The 19,208-nt window shown below is 62.8% G+C and carries 20 protein-coding genes and 1 pseudogene; 16 read left to right on the top strand and 5 right to left on the bottom strand.

Going from position 1 to position 19,208, the window contains the following annotated elements:
• Window positions 1-35: 35 nt before the first annotated feature.
• Window positions 36-581, bottom strand: coding sequence for a hypothetical protein (locus SB772_RS36000; protein ID WP_410837885.1), 546 nt, complete (start codon window positions 579-581; stop codon window positions 36-38).
• A gap of 131 nt (window positions 582-712) precedes the next feature.
• Window positions 713-1,498 (bottom strand): IclR family transcriptional regulator, encoded by a 786-nt coding sequence (locus SB772_RS35995; protein WP_410837884.1) that lies wholly within the window; start codon window positions 1,496-1,498, stop codon window positions 713-715.
• Between the two features lie 421 nt (window positions 1,499-1,919).
• On the opposite strand from SB772_RS35995, the gene SB772_RS35990 reads away from it, so the two are divergent.
• The 9 genes from SB772_RS35990 (at window position 1,920) to SB772_RS35950 (ending at window position 10,921) form a co-directional block, all read left to right on the top strand.
• The gene (locus tag SB772_RS35990; protein ID WP_410837883.1) at window positions 1,920-2,969 is read left to right on the top strand and encodes a sugar ABC transporter substrate-binding protein; all 1,050 of its coding nucleotides are present in this window, start codon (window positions 1,920-1,922) and stop codon (window positions 2,967-2,969) included.
• Window positions 2,966-4,537: a sugar ABC transporter ATP-binding protein gene (locus SB772_RS35985; RefSeq protein ID WP_410837882.1), complete on the top strand. Its 1,572-nt coding sequence runs from the start codon at window positions 2,966-2,968 to the stop codon at window positions 4,535-4,537. The genes SB772_RS35990 and SB772_RS35985 overlap by 4 nt, the downstream gene beginning before the upstream one ends.
• The gene (locus SB772_RS35980) at window positions 4,527-5,576 is read left to right on the top strand and encodes an ABC transporter permease (protein WP_410837881.1); all 1,050 of its coding nucleotides are present in this window, start codon (window positions 4,527-4,529) and stop codon (window positions 5,574-5,576) included. The genes SB772_RS35985 and SB772_RS35980 overlap by 11 nt, the downstream gene beginning before the upstream one ends.
• Before the next feature lie 25 nt (window positions 5,577-5,601).
• Entirely contained in the window at window positions 5,602-5,928 is a 327-nt protein-coding gene (locus SB772_RS35975; RefSeq protein ID WP_410837880.1) for a UxaA family hydrolase, read from the top strand.
• Between the two features lie 42 nt (window positions 5,929-5,970).
• Entirely contained in the window at window positions 5,971-7,284 is a 1,314-nt protein-coding gene (locus SB772_RS35970; RefSeq protein ID WP_410837879.1) for a UxaA family hydrolase, read from the top strand.
• 76 nt (window positions 7,285-7,360) lie between these two features.
• The gene (locus SB772_RS35965; protein WP_410837878.1) at window positions 7,361-8,401 is read left to right on the top strand and encodes an aldo/keto reductase; all 1,041 of its coding nucleotides are present in this window, start codon (window positions 7,361-7,363) and stop codon (window positions 8,399-8,401) included.
• 6 nt (window positions 8,402-8,407) lie between these two features.
• Window positions 8,408-9,238: an amidohydrolase family protein gene (locus SB772_RS35960; RefSeq protein ID WP_410837877.1), complete on the top strand. Its 831-nt coding sequence runs from the start codon at window positions 8,408-8,410 to the stop codon at window positions 9,236-9,238.
• 54 nt (window positions 9,239-9,292) lie between these two features.
• Complete coding sequence (locus SB772_RS35955; protein ID WP_410837876.1) at window positions 9,293-10,036, top strand: SDR family oxidoreductase; 744 nt, start codon at window positions 9,293-9,295, stop codon at window positions 10,034-10,036.
• Window positions 10,037-10,072: 36 nt separating this feature from the next.
• Window positions 10,073-10,921, top strand: a complete 849-nt coding sequence (locus SB772_RS35950; RefSeq protein WP_410837875.1) for an ureidoglycolate lyase — start codon at window positions 10,073-10,075, stop codon at window positions 10,919-10,921.
• A gap of 26 nt (window positions 10,922-10,947) precedes the next feature.
• Here SB772_RS35950 and SB772_RS35945 read toward each other — a convergent pair whose 3' ends face one another.
• Complete coding sequence (locus SB772_RS35945) at window positions 10,948-11,376, bottom strand: PaaI family thioesterase (protein ID WP_410837874.1); 429 nt, start codon at window positions 11,374-11,376, stop codon at window positions 10,948-10,950.
• Window positions 11,377-11,647: 271 nt separating this feature from the next.
• Here SB772_RS35945 and SB772_RS35940 point away from each other — a divergent pair, with 271 nt between their 5' ends.
• On the top strand, window positions 11,648-13,270 hold the full coding sequence (locus SB772_RS35940) for a methyl-accepting chemotaxis protein (protein WP_410837873.1): 1,623 nt from the start codon (window positions 11,648-11,650) through the stop codon (window positions 13,268-13,270).
• Between the two features lie 111 nt (window positions 13,271-13,381).
• Here the strand turns inward: SB772_RS35940 and SB772_RS35935 are convergent, their stop codons facing one another.
• Window positions 13,382-13,585, bottom strand: coding sequence for a cold-shock protein (locus tag SB772_RS35935; RefSeq protein ID WP_007178724.1), 204 nt, complete (start codon window positions 13,583-13,585; stop codon window positions 13,382-13,384).
• Between the two features lie 219 nt (window positions 13,586-13,804).
• Here SB772_RS35935 and SB772_RS35930 point away from each other — a divergent pair, with 219 nt between their 5' ends.
• Window positions 13,805-14,080: a hypothetical protein gene (locus SB772_RS35930; protein ID WP_410837872.1), complete on the top strand. Its 276-nt coding sequence runs from the start codon at window positions 13,805-13,807 to the stop codon at window positions 14,078-14,080.
• Between the two features lie 54 nt (window positions 14,081-14,134).
• Here the strand turns inward: SB772_RS35930 and SB772_RS35925 are convergent, their stop codons facing one another.
• The gene (locus SB772_RS35925; protein WP_410837871.1) at window positions 14,135-15,244 is read right to left on the bottom strand and encodes an AGE family epimerase/isomerase; all 1,110 of its coding nucleotides are present in this window, start codon (window positions 15,242-15,244) and stop codon (window positions 14,135-14,137) included.
• A 130-nt stretch (window positions 15,245-15,374) separates the two neighbouring features.
• Between SB772_RS35925 and SB772_RS35920 the strand changes: the two are divergent.
• The 5 genes and pseudogenes from SB772_RS35920 to SB772_RS35900 all read left to right on the top strand — a co-directional run.
• Window positions 15,375-15,488 (top strand): annotated as a pseudogene (locus SB772_RS35920) (MgtC/SapB family protein); the annotation flags it as partial.
• A 210-nt stretch (window positions 15,489-15,698) separates the two neighbouring features.
• A complete protein-coding gene (locus tag SB772_RS35915; RefSeq protein ID WP_410837870.1) occupies window positions 15,699-16,982 on the top strand; it encodes a hypothetical protein in 1,284 nt (427 codons plus the stop codon).
• Window positions 16,983-17,373: 391 nt separating this feature from the next.
• Window positions 17,374-17,532, top strand: coding sequence for a hypothetical protein (locus SB772_RS35910; protein WP_410837869.1), 159 nt, complete (start codon window positions 17,374-17,376; stop codon window positions 17,530-17,532).
• 450 nt (window positions 17,533-17,982) lie between these two features.
• Window positions 17,983-18,297 (top strand): hypothetical protein, encoded by a 315-nt coding sequence (locus tag SB772_RS35905; RefSeq protein ID WP_410837868.1) that lies wholly within the window; start codon window positions 17,983-17,985, stop codon window positions 18,295-18,297.
• A gap of 187 nt (window positions 18,298-18,484) precedes the next feature.
• Window positions 18,485-19,096: a flavin reductase family protein gene (locus SB772_RS35900; protein WP_410837867.1), complete on the top strand. Its 612-nt coding sequence runs from the start codon at window positions 18,485-18,487 to the stop codon at window positions 19,094-19,096.
• The last annotated feature ends 112 nt before the right edge of the window (window positions 19,097-19,208 follow it).

Raw genomic sequence — 19,208 nt, 5'->3', positions numbered from 1 at the left:
GGCGGTGATTGAAAAGCAGGAGAACGCTGATGGCCTCAAGCCGGCAGCTTCGCCGCGGCTTCATCGACTTGCGTGCGGGTCACGGCCAGTTCTTCCAGCCATGCCTCAGCGTAGACTGCGCCGGTCTCGCGCTCCAGGCGCGCAATCGTCGCCGCGCAACGGTTCGCGTCCTTCGGCGTCGCGATGAACGGCTTCACCGATTCACCCGCCTTGAACGCATCGAACAGCGGCACGCGAATGTCGTCCGGCAGCGCGCGCGTCGTCCATTGATACGGCTTGCCGTTGAACGTGAACGACGGCGGCAGCACGCGCTCTTTCTTCGCCGCCGGAATCAGGCCGTAGGTGCGCGCGGCGTCGCCGATCTGCTCGGGCGAAAACAGCTCGTCCGGGCTGATGTCGAATTGCTGAATAAAGGTCTCGATGCTTTGCATCGCCGCGGCGCGATCGTCGCGGCGCTTCTGCGCATGAGCTACGATGTCGCGCAGTTCGTCGGCTTCTTCGGGCGTGATCGTGAAGCTCGACTGCTTCTGCTGGAGTTCGGAAAAACGCTGGAATTCGGAATCGGTCAGAAGTTTCGCCATTGCTTATCGAGGGCGCGCATGAGGGAACCCATGCGGCATCATTTTTGAGGGGTCGCCATTCTAAACCATGTGCGGATGGGACTGATTGTGCAGCAGGCCGCTGCACAAATTCGCTCTCCGCCCGCGCCACGCTAGACACTGCTCTCCCGAAACATCGACAACGCCTGCACCGTCTCGCGCAGCAGCGCTGTAGCGGCCTCCAAAGTCGGCGCGACGTATTCGTCGATACGTCGCAAATACGGGCACGTGAGCGCCGCGATCGCCTGGCCGGACGGCCCCCGGATCGGGAAGGTGACGTCGGTTACGCCGACCGTCTGCTGACTGTCTTTCTGTGAAAAACCCGCCGTGCGAATCTGCTCGCACGCCTGTTCCAGCGCGTCGCGATCGATCGTGACTTCGCCTTTCACCTTGGTGTGTTCGGCCAGCATCTGCTCGCGCTGCTCCAGGCTTTGAAAAGCGAGCATCACGCGCCCCGAACCCGTGTCGATCAACCCGACCCGTGAACCGAGCCGCACCGATATGCCCCACGTGCCCGGCCCATCCACCTGTGCGATTACCAGCAGATTGCCGCGGTCGTACACCGCCAGATGACACGATTGCTCGGCAGTGTCGGCAAAGCGCTGCATCAGCGGCAACGCTTCGGAGATCAGCCGGTTCATCGGCGGATGACGATGCGACAGCGCATACAGCTTCAGGCTCAGCGAATAGCGATCTCCCGCCGACGAGCGCACCACGTACTGCCGCGCGACGAGCCGCTCCAGCATCCGGTACATCTCGCTCGCGTTGCGTCCCAGCAGCTTGGTGATTTCGGCGCGCGTCAGTCCTCCTTTCTGCTCGGCGAGCAGTTCGAGGATATCGAGGCCTTTGTCGAGCGCGGGCGCGCGGTAACGGTCGTCGTCTTTGTCTTCCGTATCCATCGTGAGTGTCGTTCCGTGTGCAGTTCGCATTATCTGGTGCACGAGTGTAGTTTGGAATAAAGAGCCAAATACGCGACTAGGCCCGCTGCAGCGCCCCACTAGGGAAAACACGGACGGTTAATACGGTGCACAGTCCTTGACTTCAAAAAATCCGTATATGAATAATACGTTCATTGGTGAATGAACGCCAATACGATAAGAAAGCGCAGGACGAAGTGCCCGTCATCCAGCATGGCCGGTTCACGCAGTTCAACAACGCACTACCGTGCATGGGCCGGAGTAAGTGCTCTGCATGGGACCAGAGTAAGCACCAAAGCGCTAACTCTGGCCGACAGCTAAAGCGCCAACTCCGGACCGACGCCGTGCATGGGGCCGGAGTAAGTGCTAAAGCACTAACTCCGGACCGACAGAGGAGACAACCATGTCGTTCGCAAAAGGGTCGTTCGCGGCTCGCCGTTTTTTCAGGAATTCACTATGTGCCGCAGCGGCGGCAGCTTGCGTTGCGGGCCTCGCTGTAACCGGCACCGCGCAAGCCGCCGAGGTCGGCAAGATCGGCCTCGGTCTGCCGCTTCTCACGTCGCCGTTCTGGCAGTCGTACAACAACTATTTGCCCAAAGTCGCGAAGGATATGGGCATCGATATCCTCGCGCCAGTCAATTCCAACGGCGATCCCGCCCAGCAGATCACCGACATGAACAATCTGCTGAATCTCGGCGCCAAGGGCATTGTGATCGGGCCGCTGGATTCGGCGGCGATCAGCCGCGCGCTCGATGCAGCAGCGGCGAGGAACGTGCCGGTTGTCGCCGTCGACGTCGCGCCGACGCAAGGCAAAGTCGCGATGGTGGTGCGCGCCGACAATCGCGCGTATGGCGAGAAGGCGTGCAAGTACATCGGCGAGCATGTGAAGTCGGGCAAGGTCGTGCAGATCATGGGCGATTTGGCATCGGTGAACGGGCGCGACCGGTCTGAAGCGTTCCGGTCCTGTTTGAAGGGCTATCCGGGTTTGTCGCTGCTGGAGATTCCGGCGAGCTGGAAGGGCGACGTGGCGGCCACCGCGCTCGATAGTCTGCTGACCGCGAACCCTGATGTGAAGGGAATTTATATGCAGGCGGGCGGCGTCTATCTGTCGCCGACGCTGCAAACGCTGCGTCGCAAGCAGATGCTGTTTCCCACCGGTGACGCGAAGCATGTCGTGATCGTCAGCAACGACGGCATTCCGCAGGAGTTCGATGCAATCCGCCGCGGCGATATCGACGCGACCGTGTCCCAGCCTGCTGATTCGTATGCGAAGTACGGCCTGTTTTATATCAAGGCGGCGCTCGCCGGACAGACCTTCAAACCGGGTCCGACCGATCACGGCAGCAACATCATCCAGTTGGCGCCGGGCATTCTCGAGGACCAGTTGCCCGCTCCGCTCGTGACCAGGTCGAATGTCGACGACAAAGCGTTGTGGGGAAATACGGTTAAATGAGCGAGCTCACGCCATCCGTGTCGGCCGTCCCACCCCCCGAGGGGGCTTCCTTCGGGGCGCAGGGACTCCCTCCGGTCGTCGACGCGTTTGAGATCACCAAACGCTTCGGCTCCACGGCGGCGTTGAACGACGTGAGCATCCGCGTGATGCCCGGCGAGTCTCACGCGCTCGTCGGGCGCAACGGTGCGGGCAAATCGACGCTGGTGTCGATCCTGACCGGTCTGCGCAAGCCCGATACCGGCGAGGTGCGTTTCAGCGGCGTGGCCGCGCCGTCGATCGCGGACCGCGATGCGTGGCGCGAACGCGTCGCCTGCGTCTATCAGCATTCGACCATCATCCGCGATCTCACGGTGGCGGAAAACCTGTTCATCAACCGGCAACCGTCGCGGCACGGCGTGATCGACTGGAACGCGATGCGCCGCGACGCCCACGCCTTGCTCGACCACTGGAAAATCGACGTGCGCGAGGATGCGCGCGCCGGCGATCTAACGGTGGAAGCGCGACAACTGGTCGAAATCGCGCGGGCGCTGTCATACGGCGCGCGTTTCATCATTCTCGACGAGCCGACCGCGCAACTCGACGGCGATGAAATCAAGCGCCTGTTCCGCCGTATCAGCGAGTTGCAGCGCGAGGGCGTCACATTCCTGTTCATCTCGCATCATCTGCAGGAGGTCTATGAGATCTGCCAGGCCGTGACGGTGTTGCGCGACGCGCGGCATATCGTCAGCGCGCCGGTTTCCGCGTTGCCGCGCGAACGGTTGATCGAAGCGATGACCGGCGAGCGCGGCGGCCTCGCAGTCGCCGATGCGGCGGCGCGCGATGCGTTGCCAGCCGATACGGCCATCGCGCTGGAGGTCGAGGAACTGGCCGGCTCCGATTATGAAGACGTGTCGTTCACGGTGAAGCGCGGCGAAGTCGTCGGTCTCACCGGTGCGACGAGCAGCGGCCGGACCAGCGTGGCGGAAGCGATCGCCGGTTTACGTGCGGCGAAACACGGTGCAATTCGCGTTGACGGCGCCACACTGCCGCCTGGCGACGTGCCCGCGGCATTGGCACATGGCATCGGCTGCGTGCCCAAGGATCGCCATCACGAAGGCCTGGTTCTGACGCAATCGGTCGCCGAAAACGCCTCGATGACCATCGCGCGCGTGCTCGGCAAATTCGGCATTGCGCCGCCGTCGAAGAAAAACGCCTTCGGCCAGAAGATGATCGACGCGCTCGGCATCGTCGCGCAAGGTCCCGAGCATGTCGTCTCAGGACTCTCGGGCGGCAATCAGCAGAAAGTCGTGATGGCCCGCGCGCTGGCCACCGATCCCCATGTGCTCGTGCTGATCGACCCGACCGCCGGCGTCGACGTGAAATCGAAGGAAGCATTGCTGTCCGTCGTGGATCGCGTGCGCGAAGAGGGCAAAGCCGTGCTGGTGGTGTCCGGCGAACTCGACGATCTGCGCACCTGTGACCGTGTGCTGGTCATGTTCCGTGGCCGCGTCGCGGCCGAATTTCCCGCCGGTTGGCAGGACCACGATCTGATCGCATCCGTTGAAGGAGTCAGTCTCCATGAAGAATAGTGTGCCCAGTCCCGCGTTCGGCACGACGCAAGCTCACGCGCAGCCAGCCGTGGCGGCCACCCGCGGAAAACGCGCGCGGATCGAATTTGCTCGCCTGCGCGACCTGGCGTTGTTGCCCGCACTCGCCTTGCTGCTCGTGATCGGCGCGTTTGTCAGCCCGAGCTTTCTGACGCGAGCGAATCTGATCAGCGTGCTGGGCGCGTCGGCGGCATTGGCGCTTGTCGTGCTTGCCGAATCGCTGATCGTGCTGACCGGCAAGTTCGATCTGTCGCTCGAATCGACGGTGGGCATCGCGCCTGCTGTCGGCGCGATGCTGGTGATGCCGGCGGCGTCAGCGGGTTTCGGCATGCAATGGCCCGCAGCGGCGGGTTTGTTCGCCATCGTCGTAGTCGGCGCGGTGATCGGGTTCATCAACGGATTTCTGGTGGTGCGTTTGCGGCTGAATGCGTTCATCGTCACGCTGGCCATGCTGATCGTGTTGCGCGGCATGCTGGTCGGCGCCACCAAAGGCGGCACGCTGTTCGATATGCCGCCGTCGTTCTTTTCGCTCGCGACCACCATCGTGCTCGGCTTGCCGTTGTCGGTCTGGCTCGCGGCGGCGGCGTTCGCGATTGCGGCGTTCGTCTTGCGCTACCACCGTTTGGGCCGCGCGCTATACGCGATCGGCGGTAATCCGGAAGCGGCGCGCGCCGCGGGGATTCGTGTCGAGCGCATCACGTGGGGCGTATTCGTGCTCGGCAGCATGCTCGCGTCGGTCGGGGGTTTGATCGTGACCGGCTATGTCGGCGCGATCAACGCGAATCAGGGCAACGGGATGATTTTCACGGTGTTCGCCGCGGCAGTGATAGGCGGCATTTCGCTCGACGGCGGCAAGGGCACCATGCTCGGCGCGCTCTCCGGCGTGCTGCTGCTGGGCGTCGTGCAGAACCTGCTGACGCTGGCGCAAGTACCGTCGTTCTGGATTCAGGCGATCTACGGCGCGATCATCCTCGGCTCGCTGATGATCGCGCGCCTCGCGAGCGGCGAAGGCCAGAACTAATGCACACGCATCACGGAGAATTCACTTGACCAGCCGCCCATTGCAAACCGACCCACGCCTGATCCTGCTCAGTCCCGTCGATAACTGCCTGATCGCGGCGGCGCGCCTCGAAGCGGGCGCGCAAGTCGAGATCGAAGGCGAGCGCGTGACGCTCACCAAAACGATCGAACTCGGTCATAAGGTGGCACGCCAGGAACTCGCGAAAGACGACAAGGTGCTGCGTTACGGCGCAGTGATCGGTCACGTAATCGAAGCAGTCGCGCGTGGCGCGCATCTGCATACGCACAACCTCGAAAGCGATTACCTGCCGACTTATACGCACGACGCGGGCCACGCGTTCGTCCATCACTGATTTGTGAACATTGAAGTGGCCGCGCGCCACGCTGGAACGATCATGACCGACACTTCCGTAGCATCTGCCGCCGCGCAGCAGCCGACGCTGCAAGGCTTTCTGCGCAGCGATGGCCGCAAAGGCATCCGCAACGTGGTCGCGGTGGCGTATCTAGTCGAGTGCGCGCACCACGTCGCGCGCGAGATCGTCACGCAGTTTCGTGAGCCGCTCGACGCATTCGACGATCCTTCTGCCGAGCGTGAGCCTCCGGTGCATCTGATCGGCTTTCCCGGCTGCTATCCGAACGGTTACGCCGAGAAAATGCTCGAGCGTCTCACCACGCATCCGAATGTGGGCGCGGTGCTGTTCGTGTCGCTCGGTTGCGAGAGCATGAACAAGCACTATCTGGCGGACATGGTGCGCGCGAGCGGCCGTCCCGCCGAAATACTGACGATTCAGGAAAAAGGCGGCACGCGCAGCACGATTCAATACGGCGTCGACTGGATTCGCGACGCGCGCAAGCAGCTCGCCGCGCAACAGAAAGTGCCGATGGCGCTGAGCGAGCTGGTGATCGGCACGATCTGCGGCGGCTCGGACGGCACCAGCGGTATCACCGCGAATCCGGCTGTGGGCCGCGCATTCGATCATCTGATCGATGCGGGCGCCACTTGCATCTTCGAAGAAACCGGCGAACTGGTGGGTTGCGAATTTCATATGAAAACGCGCGCGGCGCGACCCGACCTCGGCGATGCAATCGTCGCATGCGTGGCGAAGGCGGCGCGCTATTACTCGATTCTCGGGCACGGCAGCTTCGCGGTCGGCAATGCGGACGGCGGCCTGACTACGCAGGAAGAGAAATCTTTAGGCGCGTATGCCAAAAGCGGCGCGTCGCCGATTGTCGGCATCATCAAACCGGGTGACGTGCCGCCGACCGGTGGCCTCTATCTGCTCGATGTCGTGCCGGACGGCGAACCGCGCTTCGGCTTTCCGAACATCAGCGACAACGCGGAAATCGGCGAACTGATCGCATGCGGCGCGCATGTGATTCTGTTCACCACCGGCCGCGGCTCGGTGGTCGGCTCGGCGATTTCGCCGGTCATCAAGGTGTGCGCGAATCCGGTGACGTATCGCAATCTGGCCGGTGATATGGATGTCGATGCGGGCCGCATTCTCGAAGGACGCGGCACGCTCGACGAAGTCGGCCGCGAAGTGTTCGAGCAAACGGTGGCGGTGTCCCGGGGCGCGGCATCGAAATCGGAGATGCTCGGACATCAGGAATTCATTCTGACTTACAAGACCTTCGAACCGGTCGGCCCGGCGTGCTTGCCGTCGAGCGCTGCAGCGCCGCATCGGGTTGTCGCGATCGAGGTGCAGTGAGCAGCGGTCCACGAACGCGCTGGGCAAACCTCGTCCGCGCGTGCTAAAACACGTTTAATCACAGGAGACGCGGTCAATGACGGCAATGATCGGTTCGAAGATCGGGCAGCGGCGCGGCATCGGCCGCCGTGCGCTGCAGGTTAGCGGATTGGGGCTCGGTACGGCGCCACTAGGCGGCCTTTACCGCGATCTGTCCGATGACGAAGCGCACGCAACGATCGCCGCCGCGTGGGACGCGGGCGTGCGTTACTTCGATACCGCGCCGCATTACGGCCATACGAAAGCCGAGCATCGTCTGGGCGACGCGTTGCGCCGCTATCCGCGCAGCGAGTTCGTGCTGTCCACCAAAGTGGGGCGCCGCTTCGTGCCGCGCACCACGCCCTACGACGGCAGCGAAGGCTGGCAAAATCCGCTGCCGTTCGAAGCGATCTACGACTACACGCACGACGGCATTCTGCGTTCGTTCGAGGATAGCCAGCAGCGCCTGGGCATTGTCGATATCGACATTCTGCTGGTGCACGACATCGGCCGTGTCACGCACGGCGACAAGAATCCCCATTACTGGCGGCAACTCACCGAAGGCGGTGGCTTTCGCGCGCTCGACGCGTTGCGTTCGTCGGGTGCGATTAAGGCGGTCGGCCTCGGCGTCAACGAAGGCGCGGTCATACTCGACGCGATGGCGGCGTTCGATATCGATTGCGCGTTGCTCGCGGGCCGTTATACGCTGCTCGAACAGGCCACCCTTGACGACCTGCTCCCAGCATGTGAACAACGCGGCGTCAGCATCCTGTTAGGCGGCGCGTTCAATTCGGGCATTCTGGCGCGCGGCGTCGAAGGCGATCTGAAATTCAACTACGGCGATGCGCCGCGCGAAGTGATCGAGCGCGTCGCGCGGCTGGAAGCGGTGTGCCGCGTGCATGGCGTGCCGCTTGCCGCCGCAGCCTTGCAGTTTCCCTATGCGCATCCGGCGGTCGCCACCGTGCTGACCGGCGCGCGCAGTGCCGATGAATTGCGCGAGAACGTGGCGTCGTTCGAGCAGCCGATCCCCGCGGCGTTATGGTCCGCGTTGCGCGACGAGGGCTTGCTCGACAGCCGCGCGACCGCGCCGGAGGATTGACCGACGATGCATATCGACGCCCACCAGCACTATTGGGACCCCGTTCGCGGCGATTACGAGTGGCTCACACCGGAACTGAAACGCCTGTATCGCCCGTTTGGCCCCGCCGACCTCGCACCGTTGCGCGATAGAACGGGCGTCGAGCGAACGGTGGTGGTGCAGGCGGCGCCGACCGTCGATGAAACACGTTACTTGCTGGATATGGCTCGCGATGAGCCGTCGATTGCGGGCGTGGTCGGCTGGGTGCCGTTGTTGTTGCCGACTGCACCGGACGTGATCGACGCTTTTTCGCTTGAGCCGAAGTTCAAAGGCGTGCGGCCGATGTTGCAGGATTTGCCTGACGATACGTGGATCGCCAACCCCGATCTCGCCCCCGCGATTGAAGCCCTGATCGCCCGCGATCTTGCGTTCGACGCGCTGATTTACGCGCGCCACGTCGAGCACTTCGAAACCTTCGCGACACGTTTTCCCGCATTGCGCGTCGTCGTCGACCATGGTGCGAAGCCGCCGATCCGTTACGCTCGCGCGGGTTGGCAAACATGGGCCGACGCGATCACGCGGCTCGCGGCGTTGCCGCACGTGCATTGCAAGCTGTCGGGGCTCGCCACCGAGGCCGCGCCTGGCTGGACCGAAGAAACCTTGCAGCCGTATGTCGATCATCTGCTGGCGTCGTTCGGTCCGGCGCGTTTGATGTGGGGCAGCGACTGGCCGGTGCTCGAACTGAACGGCGACTATCTGCTGTGGCATTCGGTAGCGAACACCTTGCTCGCGTCCTTGAGCGACGGCGAGCGCGAGGCGGTTTTCGGCGGCAACGCAGCCGCGTTTTATCGGCTTTGACGCAATGAAGACGCGTCGCGAAGACAAGAGAAGCCCATTCAACTGGAGTCGTAGATGACACAAAGACTGGCCGGCAAAACGGCCCTGATCACCGCGGCGGGACAAGGCATCGGTCTCGCCACCGCGGAACTGTACGCACGCGAAGGCGCGCGCGTGATCGCCACCGATATCCGTATCGACGGGCTCGCCGGCAAGCCGGTCGAAGCGCGCAAGCTCGACGTGCGCGACGACGCGGCGATCAAGGCGCTGGCCGCCGAACTCGGCGCGATCGACGTGCTGTTCAATTGCGCCGGCTTTGTGCACGCCGGCACGATTCTCGAATGTAGTGAAGAAGATTGGGACTTCGCGTTCGACCTGAATGTGAAGGCGATGTACCGCACCATCCGCGCGTTCTTGCCGGCCATGCTGGAGAAGGGCGGCGGCTCGATCATCAATATGTCGTCGGCGGCGTCGAGCGTGAAGGGCGTGCCTAACCGCTTTGCGTATAGCGCGTCGAAAGCCGCGGTGATCGGTCTGACCAAGTCCGTTGCTGCGGACTTCATCACGCGTGGTGTACGCTGTAACGCGATCTGCCCGGGCACGGTGGCTTCGCCGTCGCTCGAACTGCGGATCGCCGCGCAGGCTCAGGCGCAAGGCGTGACGCTCGACGCCGTGCAGGCGGCCTTTGTCGCGCGTCAGCCGATGGGCCGTGTCGGCAAGCCCGAAGAGATCGCCGCGCTGGCGCTGTATCTCGCGTCCGATGAGTCGTCGTTTACTACCGGTCACGCGCATGTGATCGACGGCGGCTGGTCGAATTGACGCACACCGAATACCACTGAAAAAGGACGTGTCAGGATGAAACTGCTTCGTTATGGGTCGAAAGGTCAGGAAAAGCCGGGCTTGCTCGACACGCAGGGCAAGATTCGCGATCTGTCGAAAGTGGTCGCCGATATCGACGGCGCCGCGCTGACCGTTGAAGGCCTCGCCAAACTGCGCGCGGTCGATCCGGCTTCGCTGCCGCTGGTCGAAGGCAATCCGCGTATCGGCCCGTGCGTCGGCAAGATCGGCAAGTTCATCTGCATTGGGCTGAACTATGCGGATCACGCGGCGGAATCGAATCTGCCGGTGCCGGCCGAGCCGGTGATTTTCAACAAGTGGACGAGCGCGATCAGCGGCCCGAACGACGACGTCGAAATTCCGCGCGGCTCGAACAAGACCGACTGGGAAGTCGAACTGGGCGTGGTGATCGGCAAGCCGGCGAAATATGTCGACGAAGCCGACGCGCTCGATTACGTCGCCGGTTATTGCGTGATCAACGACGTGTCGGAACGCGAATGGCAGATCGAGCGCGGCGGCACGTGGGACAAAGGCAAGGGCTTCGATACGTTCGGCCCGATCGGCCCGTGGGTCGTCACGCGCGATGAAGTTGCGGATCCGCAGAACCTGAGCCTGTGGCTCGAAGTGGACGGCCATCGCTATCAGAACGGCAGCACGAAGACGATGGTGTTCGGCGTCGCGAAGCTGGTGTCGTATGTGTCGCAGTGCATGAGCCTGCAACCGGGCGACGTGATTTCGACCGGCACGCCGCCGGGCGTCGGCATGGGTGTGAAGCCGAATCCGGTGTATCTGAAGCCGGGGCAGACGATCCGGCTGGGTATCGAAGGCTTGGGCGAGCAGACGCAGAAGACTTATGCGGCGGAGTGAGTTTTGACGAGCGGCCGGTTGGCCGTTCAACCCGCCGGTTCATGCTCGTCACTGATCCGATTGACCGTGCCTTGCGCCACGGCAACCAGCTTCTCGCGATTGCCGTCCATCACGTAGACGTTGCATTGGCAGGTCGCCTGAGTCTGACCCGCGTAGACGACCTTGGCGCGCGCGATCAGCGTGCCGTTGATCGCCGGGCGCAGATAGTTGATCTTGTACTCGCCGGTCACGACCTTCGGTCCCAGCGACAACGCGCCGGCGAACGTCAGCGCATTGTCGGCGAGATAGCTGATGACGCCGCCATGCACGAAGCCATGCTGCTGCCGCAGTTCGTCGCGGATCGGCAGAGACAGCGTCAGTTCGCTGGTGCCCGTGTGCATCAACTCGGCGCCAAGCAGCATGCTGAACGGCTGGGCATGCAGTGCGCCGCGCGCCCGGTCGAGGAGGTCGGTCATCTTGATTCCTTCGGGCATGGCCCGCGGTGGCATCTGCACTGGCGTGCGTTGTGCAGTCCCTACCCACTCTAGGAAGCGTGTGTGCACGACGTCAAGGTGATTCGGAAAAATCCGCCACACATTGTTGTGCAAAACGCCTGCAATTTTGAAATTGGCCGATGAAAAGGGGACGTAGGGCGATTTTTGGGGAAATTGATCTCAAGTCATGCCCGGCGTTGCCGTTAACCCGAAGGTAGCTCCCCGCCATTCTTTTGCAATTCAGGTGTTCACGATGTTCAGCAAGATCAAGGTCGCATCCGGCCTGTTGTTTGTCCTGGCCGCGTTCTGCGTGTTCCAGCTTGTGACTGTTGGCCTGGGGTTCTGGTCGCTCACGCGCACGCACGACGACGTGGGCGATCTGTCGAACATCGCGTTGAAGCAGGTCGATGCAGTCAATGAGACGACACAGCACCTGATGGATGCCCGTATCAACCTGTCGCGCGCCGGTACGCGAATGGTGCGCGGCGGCGCCGAGCCGGCCGACATCGTGCAGCACGCCCGGGAACAGCTGACGGGCGCCGACCAGTCATTCACTGCTTTCATGAGCGCGCAGAAGACCAGCGACGAAAACAGCGCCCGTGCCACGGCGTTGGCCGAGCGCTATAAAAAGCTGCACGACGCGCTCGCGGAGCTGGTGCAGTTCCTCGACTCGAACAATATTCAGGCGTTTCTCGACCAGCCGACCCAGTCGTTCCAGGACGCCTACCTCGCCGAGTCGCGCCTTTTCGTGCAGTTCGGCGATGCGGCGAGCCGCGCGTCGCTCGATTCGATCGATGCCCGCATGGCGATGTTCCGCAGCGTCAGCATCGCCATTCTGGTGTTGCTGGTGGTGGGCACGTTTGCGGTTCACATGACGTTGCGCCGGGGCGTGGTGGCGCCGCTCGAAGAAGCCGGCCGTCACTTCGAGCGCATCGCGCTGGGCCGCCTCGACCAGCCGATCGCATCGCGCGGCACCAATGAAATCGGGCGTCTGTTCTCCGGCCTCGCGAAAATGCAGGCGAGCGTCGCGCGCACCGTGCAGACCGTGCGCGAATCCGCCGACTCGATCCACTTGGGCGCCGACGAAATCGCCACCGGCAACGCCGATCTGTCCGCGCGCACCGAAAACCAGGCGGCATCGCTCGAAGAAACCGCGTCGAGCATGGAAGAGCTGACTGCCACCGTGCGCCAGAACGCCGAGCACGCCCGCGAAGCCAACGCGCTCGCCGAAACCGCGCTCGACGCGACCTCGCGCGGCAGCGAAGTGGTCAACGAAGTGGTCGTGAAGATGCGCGGCATCGCGCAAAGCTCGGACAAGATCGCCGAGATCATTTCGGTGATCGACGGCATCGCGTTCCAGACCAATATTCTCGCGTTGAACGCGGCTGTCGAAGCGGCCCGCGCGGGCGAACAGGGCCGCGGCTTCGCGGTGGTGGCGGGCGAGGTGCGGGGGCTGGCCCAGCGCAGCGCGCAGTCGGCCAAGGAAATCAAGACCTTGATCAGCGAATCGGTCGCCGAGATTCAGGGCGGATCGATGCTGGTCGAGCATGCCGGCGAAGCCATGAGCAACGTTTCGGCATCGATTTCACGCGTCACGCAGATGATGGCCGAGATCAGCGCGTCGTCGCTCGAGCAGAGCACGGGCATCGAACAGGTCAATCAGGCCGTGGTGCAGATGGATGAGATGACGCAGCAGAATGCGGCGCTCGTCGAAGAGGCGGCGGCAGCGGCAGCTTCGCTGCATCAGCAGACGCAACAACTTAAGCAGGCCGTATCCGTGTTCGAAATTTCGGAAAGTGTGTTGCGCACGCAACACATTGATGACATGCGCGGCCGGTCGGAGGCGTTTTCGCTGTCGGAAGCGCGGGCGATTTAAGCCGTGCGAGCGCCTGGAAAAAAGGCGTTTGCCAATGAAAATGGCCCGCTCGCGCGGGCCATTTTGCTTTAGACGCAAGCGCCTAAGGGTGCCAGGCGTACCCGAGGGTACTTAGGCCGGCTGGATGTTCGCAGCCTGCTTGCCCTTCGGGCCTTGCTTAACTTCGAACGTCACCTTCTGGTTTTCTTGCAGCGACTTGAAGCCGCTACCTTGAACTTCCGAAAAGTGAGCGAACAGGTCTTCGCCACCGTCGTCCGGCGTGATGAAGCCAAAGCCCTTTGCATCGTTAAACCACTTCACAGTACCTGTTGCCATTTTTAATCCAGTAAATGTTGTGTGTTGCATTCGCGACCGCTATTTCTCAACACGAGATCGAGCGCGAAGGACGAGTTGTATCACGTCTTTATGATCGACGCCAATCAACAAGTATTCGGGTATTCCCCCGATAGCCCCGTTTTGAGCCCTTCGAGGCATTTTGAAGGGGTGCCCCGCCCGGTAGGGTAAACTGGTTGTATTACTCTTCCAGGAAAAACATTGACACATTATTTGCAAGAAGAACTTACGTCGTTCTGGAGTCGTTTGACCCCCTATCTCGCGATATTGGAGTCTAAATCACCTCAAGAGGGCGCCCTGGATCCGATCGGCCGAATTACCGTCGACACCGAAGATCACCAGGCTTTCGCCCTTCACACCACCGATCAGAAGCCGCTCGGCGACACGTCGGACACCCCTACCGGAAAAAGCGCGACCTTTACGCGATTTAAAACGGCCAACGCCGCTTGGGGACCCTGGCAGCGCGAAGCATATTGATCGACCGGCCGGTCGGCTAAACCGGCCGCGTCCGCTTCATTGACGGCGCCCGGCTCAGCCCGGCAGCGCCTCGTAAGCCGTTGCAAGGTGATAGGGCGTGGTCGACGGCATGTCGTCCCGCACCACAGGACCCGCCGATGTCTTGCATTCGAACCAGCCTTGCGGACGCAGAAAGCGCTGCTGGAAACGTTCTATCTGGCCCGGCAGCGCGGCGAGCGCAGCGGGGTCGTCGTGGCTCGCGAGCGCGCGCAGATATTCGGTCTGCGCCCAGATCCGCTGGGTGGCGTCCTTGATCCGGCCGGTTTCGTCGAGCGACGCGCAAACGCCGCCGGTGTCTTTATCCACGCCGTACCGCTGCGCAAAGCTGAACGCGCGCGTCAGTACGTCGTCGAGACCCGAGGCCTCAAACAGAGCGCCCCCGCGTTTCACCAGCCAGAACCATTCGAACTGATGCCCCGGTTCCAGACGGTTGTCGTCGGCGCCCAGCGGCAACTCGGCGACGCAGCCGGTCGGCGCATGCACGAAATGTCGCGCGACGGCGCCTGCGAGGCGGCTCAACGCCGCGTCGAAGGCGGTATCGTGTGTCGCTTCGCGGGCCGCCAGCCAGGCCTCGGTCAGATGCATCAGCGGATTCTGGATCGGTGTGCCGGTCACGGCAGTGAAGTCGGCGTCCAACGCGGCGTTGAAAAGATCGCCGTCGGCCGCAAAACGCGACTGAATCAGCGCCGACGTGCGATGCATGACTTCCAGCGCGTCGCGGTTGCCGGAACGGCGGCCATATTCCGCGCACGCGAACACGACGAACGCGTGGGTGTATAAATCTTTGGTGGTGTCGAGCGGCGCGCCTTGCGCATCCACGCTGTAAATCCACCCGCCGTTGCGCGTGTCCTGAAACGTGTGCGTCAGCGCGTCGAACAGCACCTGCGCGTGCGCCGCATCGCCGGCTTGCGAGAACACGAACAATTGCCGCGCGCAAGCCATCGCGCGGTAGCGTGCAGCGGGAAGCGGCTGATGATTGTCAGCGCTGACCGCTTCGTACGGCAGCTTCAACTCAGTGTTGAAACCCGGCCCGCGCCACAGGGGCAGCACCACGCGGGCGAAGTGATCGCGCAGCGTGGCAGCCAGGGAGATCGTCGAAGCGGCGGAAGGGTTCATGCTTTGCATAGTTCAGTTCGTCAAACGCGGTCATTCGAAACGCCCAGTGATTCAGGCCGCTCGGCGTGCGGCCAAGCATAAAGCAAACACGTGCCGCTGGCACGCTGGCGCGGGAGCGCAATACGCTTCGAATCGTGCCGGCTCGACCCTCGCCATTCATGACATGGCGGCATATGGGTTCGCCGCAGTGTCGGCCGGCCGACATGTCGTACTCGATCCGTCGCGGATGGTTGCTCAGGTGGTGCCAGGCATTGAATCCGAAGCGACTTTCGAACGCTTGCGTCAACTGCCCGGCGTCAAGCCGTTCCGGCCAGACGGGGAGCCGTCTTAAAATTGGCAGATCGTCGGCGAATGGCTTCGGCAGGTGCATGCGGCCATGCGACAATGCGGTCTCGAAAAATTCCAATGGTATTGACGAGCGGTGCTCGGCGCCCGCTTTTTGGCGACGACCGCTTTTTTCTCTATGGCAGATTCCGCAGCATCCACTCAGTCCCGGCTTCCGCGCGCCGCTTCAAAGAAACGGCGCCAGGCCACTGTCTCGACCGAAACCGAAAACAAGCTGGCGCGCGCCGCGCGCTCGGCACAACGCCTCGCGCAACTGAGCGACGCCTCGCGCGACGATAGTACGCTCGACCTGTTCCCTGACGACCCCACCCGCGCCACGCTCGAAGCGATGAACATCGACGTCCGGCAAGGCACGCTGCATGGTTTCGAATTACCCGATGTGGTGCTGGCGGCGGTCGGCGCGATCGATGCCGACACGCCGTCGGACGCGAAAGCGGCGCGCCGCGCGCCTCGCGCCGCGAAGTCCGATGAACCGGCGCCGGTCGACGCAGCGTTGAGCGGACTGACGGCGCAGGCTGAGGCGACCTTGCCGCTGGACGAATTGGCTTTTGACGAAGCGAAGCCGGCCGCCGAGGCCGCTGTCGAAGAAAAACCCGCAGCAGCGCCGCTCACGTCCGCGATCGCAGCGGCGACCGTGGCGCGCAGTGTGACCGCGCTGCGTCAAGCGGGCGAGCCGGGTGCATCGGCGGATACGGGTTCCTCGACCACGGCCGGTGGCAAACCATCCGTGCCGCCGCAGCGCTTTGCGGCGACTTTCGCCAAGGCGACGACGGCTTCGCGCGACACGGCTGCGGTCGAAGCCGCTCATGCCACAACGGAGCGCACTTCGCCTGAAAGCGGCGCTGTGGCAGCCGCCGAGCCGAAGTCCGACGGCCGGTTGCCGGGCAATATGCCGGCACAGGCCAACGCCGCGTTCGGCGCGCAGTTCATGGCGGCCCAGCGCGCCGAAGCGGCTGCGGCGGCATTGCGTGTCACGCCTGAACTCGACCGCGCGCGCGCAACCGCCTTCGCCGATACCGTCGATGCGCTGTATGGCGTGATCGCCGACCAACGCCGCGCCGCGACTGACCATTCACGCCGCATGAAATGGATGCTGTCGATCGTGGTCGGCGCGTTGCTGGTCACGGTTGCGATCGGTATCACGCAGACGGTGCTGCTGATGCGTCTGACGCGTGAGACCACGGCCCAGCAGCACCGTATCGAACAGATGATGCAAAACCAGCAAGCGGCCATGGCCAGCCTGCTCGACACCCGCATGGCGATGGCCAACGCGGCGGCTGCCAATGCCGCTGCCGCCTCGTCGCCGGCCGCCACTCAGCAAGTCGCCGCCAGTCCGTCCCGTGGCAAGCGCGGCGCGCGAACACCGCACGCGCACAAGCCACAAGCAGCCAATTCGCACTGATTTTCAGTGATCGCCGCACCGGCGTCAGCCGGTTGCGGCGACTCATTCTGCCGCCACCCGCCCGGCCGGCGCTTCTTCCGCTCCCCACGTTTCGCCGAATAGATGCCGTAAGGTGCCGTGGTCAACCCGCGCAAAGGTACGATCAGCGCGAAGCCGGCGCGAATCAGGAAGCCGCAGTCCACCCCGCTCCAATAGGCGGCCCAGTTTTGACCCTGAAAATGAAAGAAACAGGGTCGTTGTCATGATGCAACGCACCATCGACATAAAGCCTGCAACGACGCACCTCATCCAAAAAATTGCTGCATTGCACTAGCTTTTGCCTAGGGAAAAACCCTATAATTCTTCTTAAGGGAAAACCCTAGTAAATTGCAGCAACCAACCGGGAGTCGCCATGAGCTTCATTTTTGCACTGTTCCAAAAGGTCAGCGACCTCTTTGCGTCGCCCCATCTGCCGCTGGATTCGGATTACTCGTACGAAGCGCGCAGCCGCGAAGCACAGCGTGTGCGCCAAGCGCAGGCTACGTTGTTCGGCATCAAGCTGACCGACTAAACAGCCACTTGTACGGCCTGAGCGCGGATCACCGCGCATAGGTGCGCACCTCGGGGTGCGCCTCGCCTCGTTGAAGCCACTGCCCGCGAAACGCGTGCCGTGGCTTTTGTTTTTCTGACGACATATTCGCGAATGTTTCGACGAATGTCTCATCTGTCTGAATATTTCCCAGCCGAAATGAATGTAACGGCGCCTGACATGGCGCCGCTGCGCCGCGCTGCCATTGCGGCGCGCATGACGTTGTAGAAGGGCGGCGAGCGCAAAAAAGCGCGCTGTCCATCGCTCCCCGTGTATGAAATGTATGCTTACAAGTGCTCACGTCTTCACGCGGTTTGCGTCGCTAAAGTTTGTCTCAAGCGTGCGGCGTCTGGTCTGAACCTGAAATCGCAGTCCAAGGCCGACCGGACACGGACGCTAGCACGACACAAAACTTTTGCATGGGAGGTCTCTATGAAAACCTTGAACAAGACATCGCGTTCGACTCTCGCAACCTTGCTGGCCGGTGGCGCTTTGCTCGCCGCGGGCAGCGCTTTCGCCCAGGAGCGGGTTGTCGTCGAAACTGGCCCGAGACCCGCAGCTTACGGTCAGCCGCACGTGATGCCGGTGGACGTCTCGGTCAATATCGGCTGGCATGGCGATCGTTATTACGACGGCCATCGCTACTGGGAACATGATGAATGGATGCGTCATCATCCGCACGGCGACGATCCGCGTCACCATGACCACGAGCAAGACGATCATCGCCCGCCGCCCCAGCGTTACTAATGCGCGGATGACGGCGCCGCTCGAGGCGGCGTGAAGTCCACGAAGCCGGTTTTTCCTCACGGAAGACCGGCTTCGTTACATTCGGCGTTGGAAACCACCAACAACGTGGCTGCTCACCCCCAGGCGGCGCCCACGCGACTGCGGTATAACCACCTTTCCCGACCCACCATATCCAACCTCATCAACCATGTCCCACTACTTCTACGACCCCGCCGCCGGCCACGGTCTCCCGCATGACCCGTTCAAGGCAATCGTCGCGCCACGGCTGATCGGCTGGATTTCGTCGCGCGACACCGAAGGCACGCTGAATCTCGCGCCATACAGCTTCTTCGGCGCGTTCGCCTCGTTTCCGCCGATCATAGGGTTTTGCAGCGAGGGTCGTAAGGACCGCGTCGCGAACATCGAAGCCACCGGCGAGTTCGTGTGGAACCTCGCGAGCAAACCGCTCGCCGAGCAGATGAACCGCTCGTCGGCGCCGGTCGCGCCTCACGTCGACGAATTCGAACTCGCGGGTCTCACGCCGGCGCCGGGCCGCAACGTAGCGGTGCCGCATGTCGCGGAGTCGCCGGCCGCGCTCGAGTGCAAGCTGCTGCAAGTGGTACGTTTGCATACGCTCGACGGCACGCCGATGGACAACTATCTGTCGCTTGGCCAGGTGGTCGGCGTGCACATCAACGAAGCGTATCTGAAGGACGGTCTGTTCGACACGCGCGCCGCGCAGCCTATCATGCGCGCCGGCTACCGCGCGGACTATGCTGAAGTCAGCGCGATGTTCCAGATGTTCCGCCCGACGAGATAAACTTCAAGCGTTCGAACCGCGTCGCCCGGCGCGGCGCGGCATGAACCGCATCGCGTTCGCGGAAAGCCAGGGCCCGGAAACTGGCCCGCTTGATGCTTGCGACACTCCCACG

Origin of the sequence: Paraburkholderia sp. SIMBA_030 (assembly GCF_046535245.1) — a bacterium.
Lineage (GTDB): Bacteria > Pseudomonadota > Gammaproteobacteria > Burkholderiales > Burkholderiaceae > Paraburkholderia.
This window is presented reverse-complemented; position numbering and strand designations above follow the sequence as displayed.

Excerpts from the sequence above, each read along its gene's own strand:
- SB772_RS36000 (WP_410837885.1), bottom strand. The coding sequence starts at position 581 with ATGGCGAAACTTCTGACCGATTCCGAATTCCAGCGTTTTTCCGAACTC.
- SB772_RS35995 (WP_410837884.1), bottom strand. The coding sequence starts at position 1,498 with ATGGATACGGAAGACAAAGACGACGACCGTTACCGCGCGCCCGCGCTC.
- SB772_RS35990 (WP_410837883.1), top strand. The coding sequence starts at position 1,920 with ATGTCGTTCGCAAAAGGGTCGTTCGCGGCTCGCCGTTTTTTCAGGAAT.
- SB772_RS35985 (WP_410837882.1), top strand. The coding sequence starts at position 2,966 with ATGAGCGAGCTCACGCCATCCGTGTCGGCCGTCCCACCCCCCGAGGGG.
- SB772_RS35980 (WP_410837881.1), top strand. The coding sequence starts at position 4,527 with ATGAAGAATAGTGTGCCCAGTCCCGCGTTCGGCACGACGCAAGCTCAC.
- SB772_RS35970 (WP_410837879.1), top strand. The coding sequence starts at position 5,971 with ATGACCGACACTTCCGTAGCATCTGCCGCCGCGCAGCAGCCGACGCTG.
- SB772_RS35965 (WP_410837878.1), top strand. The coding sequence starts at position 7,361 with ATGACGGCAATGATCGGTTCGAAGATCGGGCAGCGGCGCGGCATCGGC.
- SB772_RS35960 (WP_410837877.1), top strand. The coding sequence starts at position 8,408 with ATGCATATCGACGCCCACCAGCACTATTGGGACCCCGTTCGCGGCGAT.
- SB772_RS35955 (WP_410837876.1), top strand. The coding sequence starts at position 9,293 with ATGACACAAAGACTGGCCGGCAAAACGGCCCTGATCACCGCGGCGGGA.
- SB772_RS35950 (WP_410837875.1), top strand. The coding sequence starts at position 10,073 with ATGAAACTGCTTCGTTATGGGTCGAAAGGTCAGGAAAAGCCGGGCTTG.
- SB772_RS35945 (WP_410837874.1), bottom strand. The coding sequence starts at position 11,376 with ATGACCGACCTCCTCGACCGGGCGCGCGGCGCACTGCATGCCCAGCCG.
- SB772_RS35940 (WP_410837873.1), top strand. The coding sequence starts at position 11,648 with ATGTTCAGCAAGATCAAGGTCGCATCCGGCCTGTTGTTTGTCCTGGCC.
- SB772_RS35935 (WP_007178724.1), bottom strand. The coding sequence starts at position 13,585 with ATGGCAACAGGTACTGTGAAGTGGTTTAACGATGCAAAGGGCTTTGGC.
- SB772_RS35925 (WP_410837871.1), bottom strand. The coding sequence starts at position 15,244 with ATGCAAAGCATGAACCCTTCCGCCGCTTCGACGATCTCCCTGGCTGCC.
- SB772_RS35915 (WP_410837870.1), top strand. The coding sequence starts at position 15,699 with ATGGCAGATTCCGCAGCATCCACTCAGTCCCGGCTTCCGCGCGCCGCT.
- SB772_RS35910 (WP_410837869.1), top strand. The coding sequence starts at position 17,374 with ATGAGCTTCATTTTTGCACTGTTCCAAAAGGTCAGCGACCTCTTTGCG.
- SB772_RS35905 (WP_410837868.1), top strand. The coding sequence starts at position 17,983 with ATGAAAACCTTGAACAAGACATCGCGTTCGACTCTCGCAACCTTGCTG.
- SB772_RS35900 (WP_410837867.1), top strand. The coding sequence starts at position 18,485 with ATGTCCCACTACTTCTACGACCCCGCCGCCGGCCACGGTCTCCCGCAT.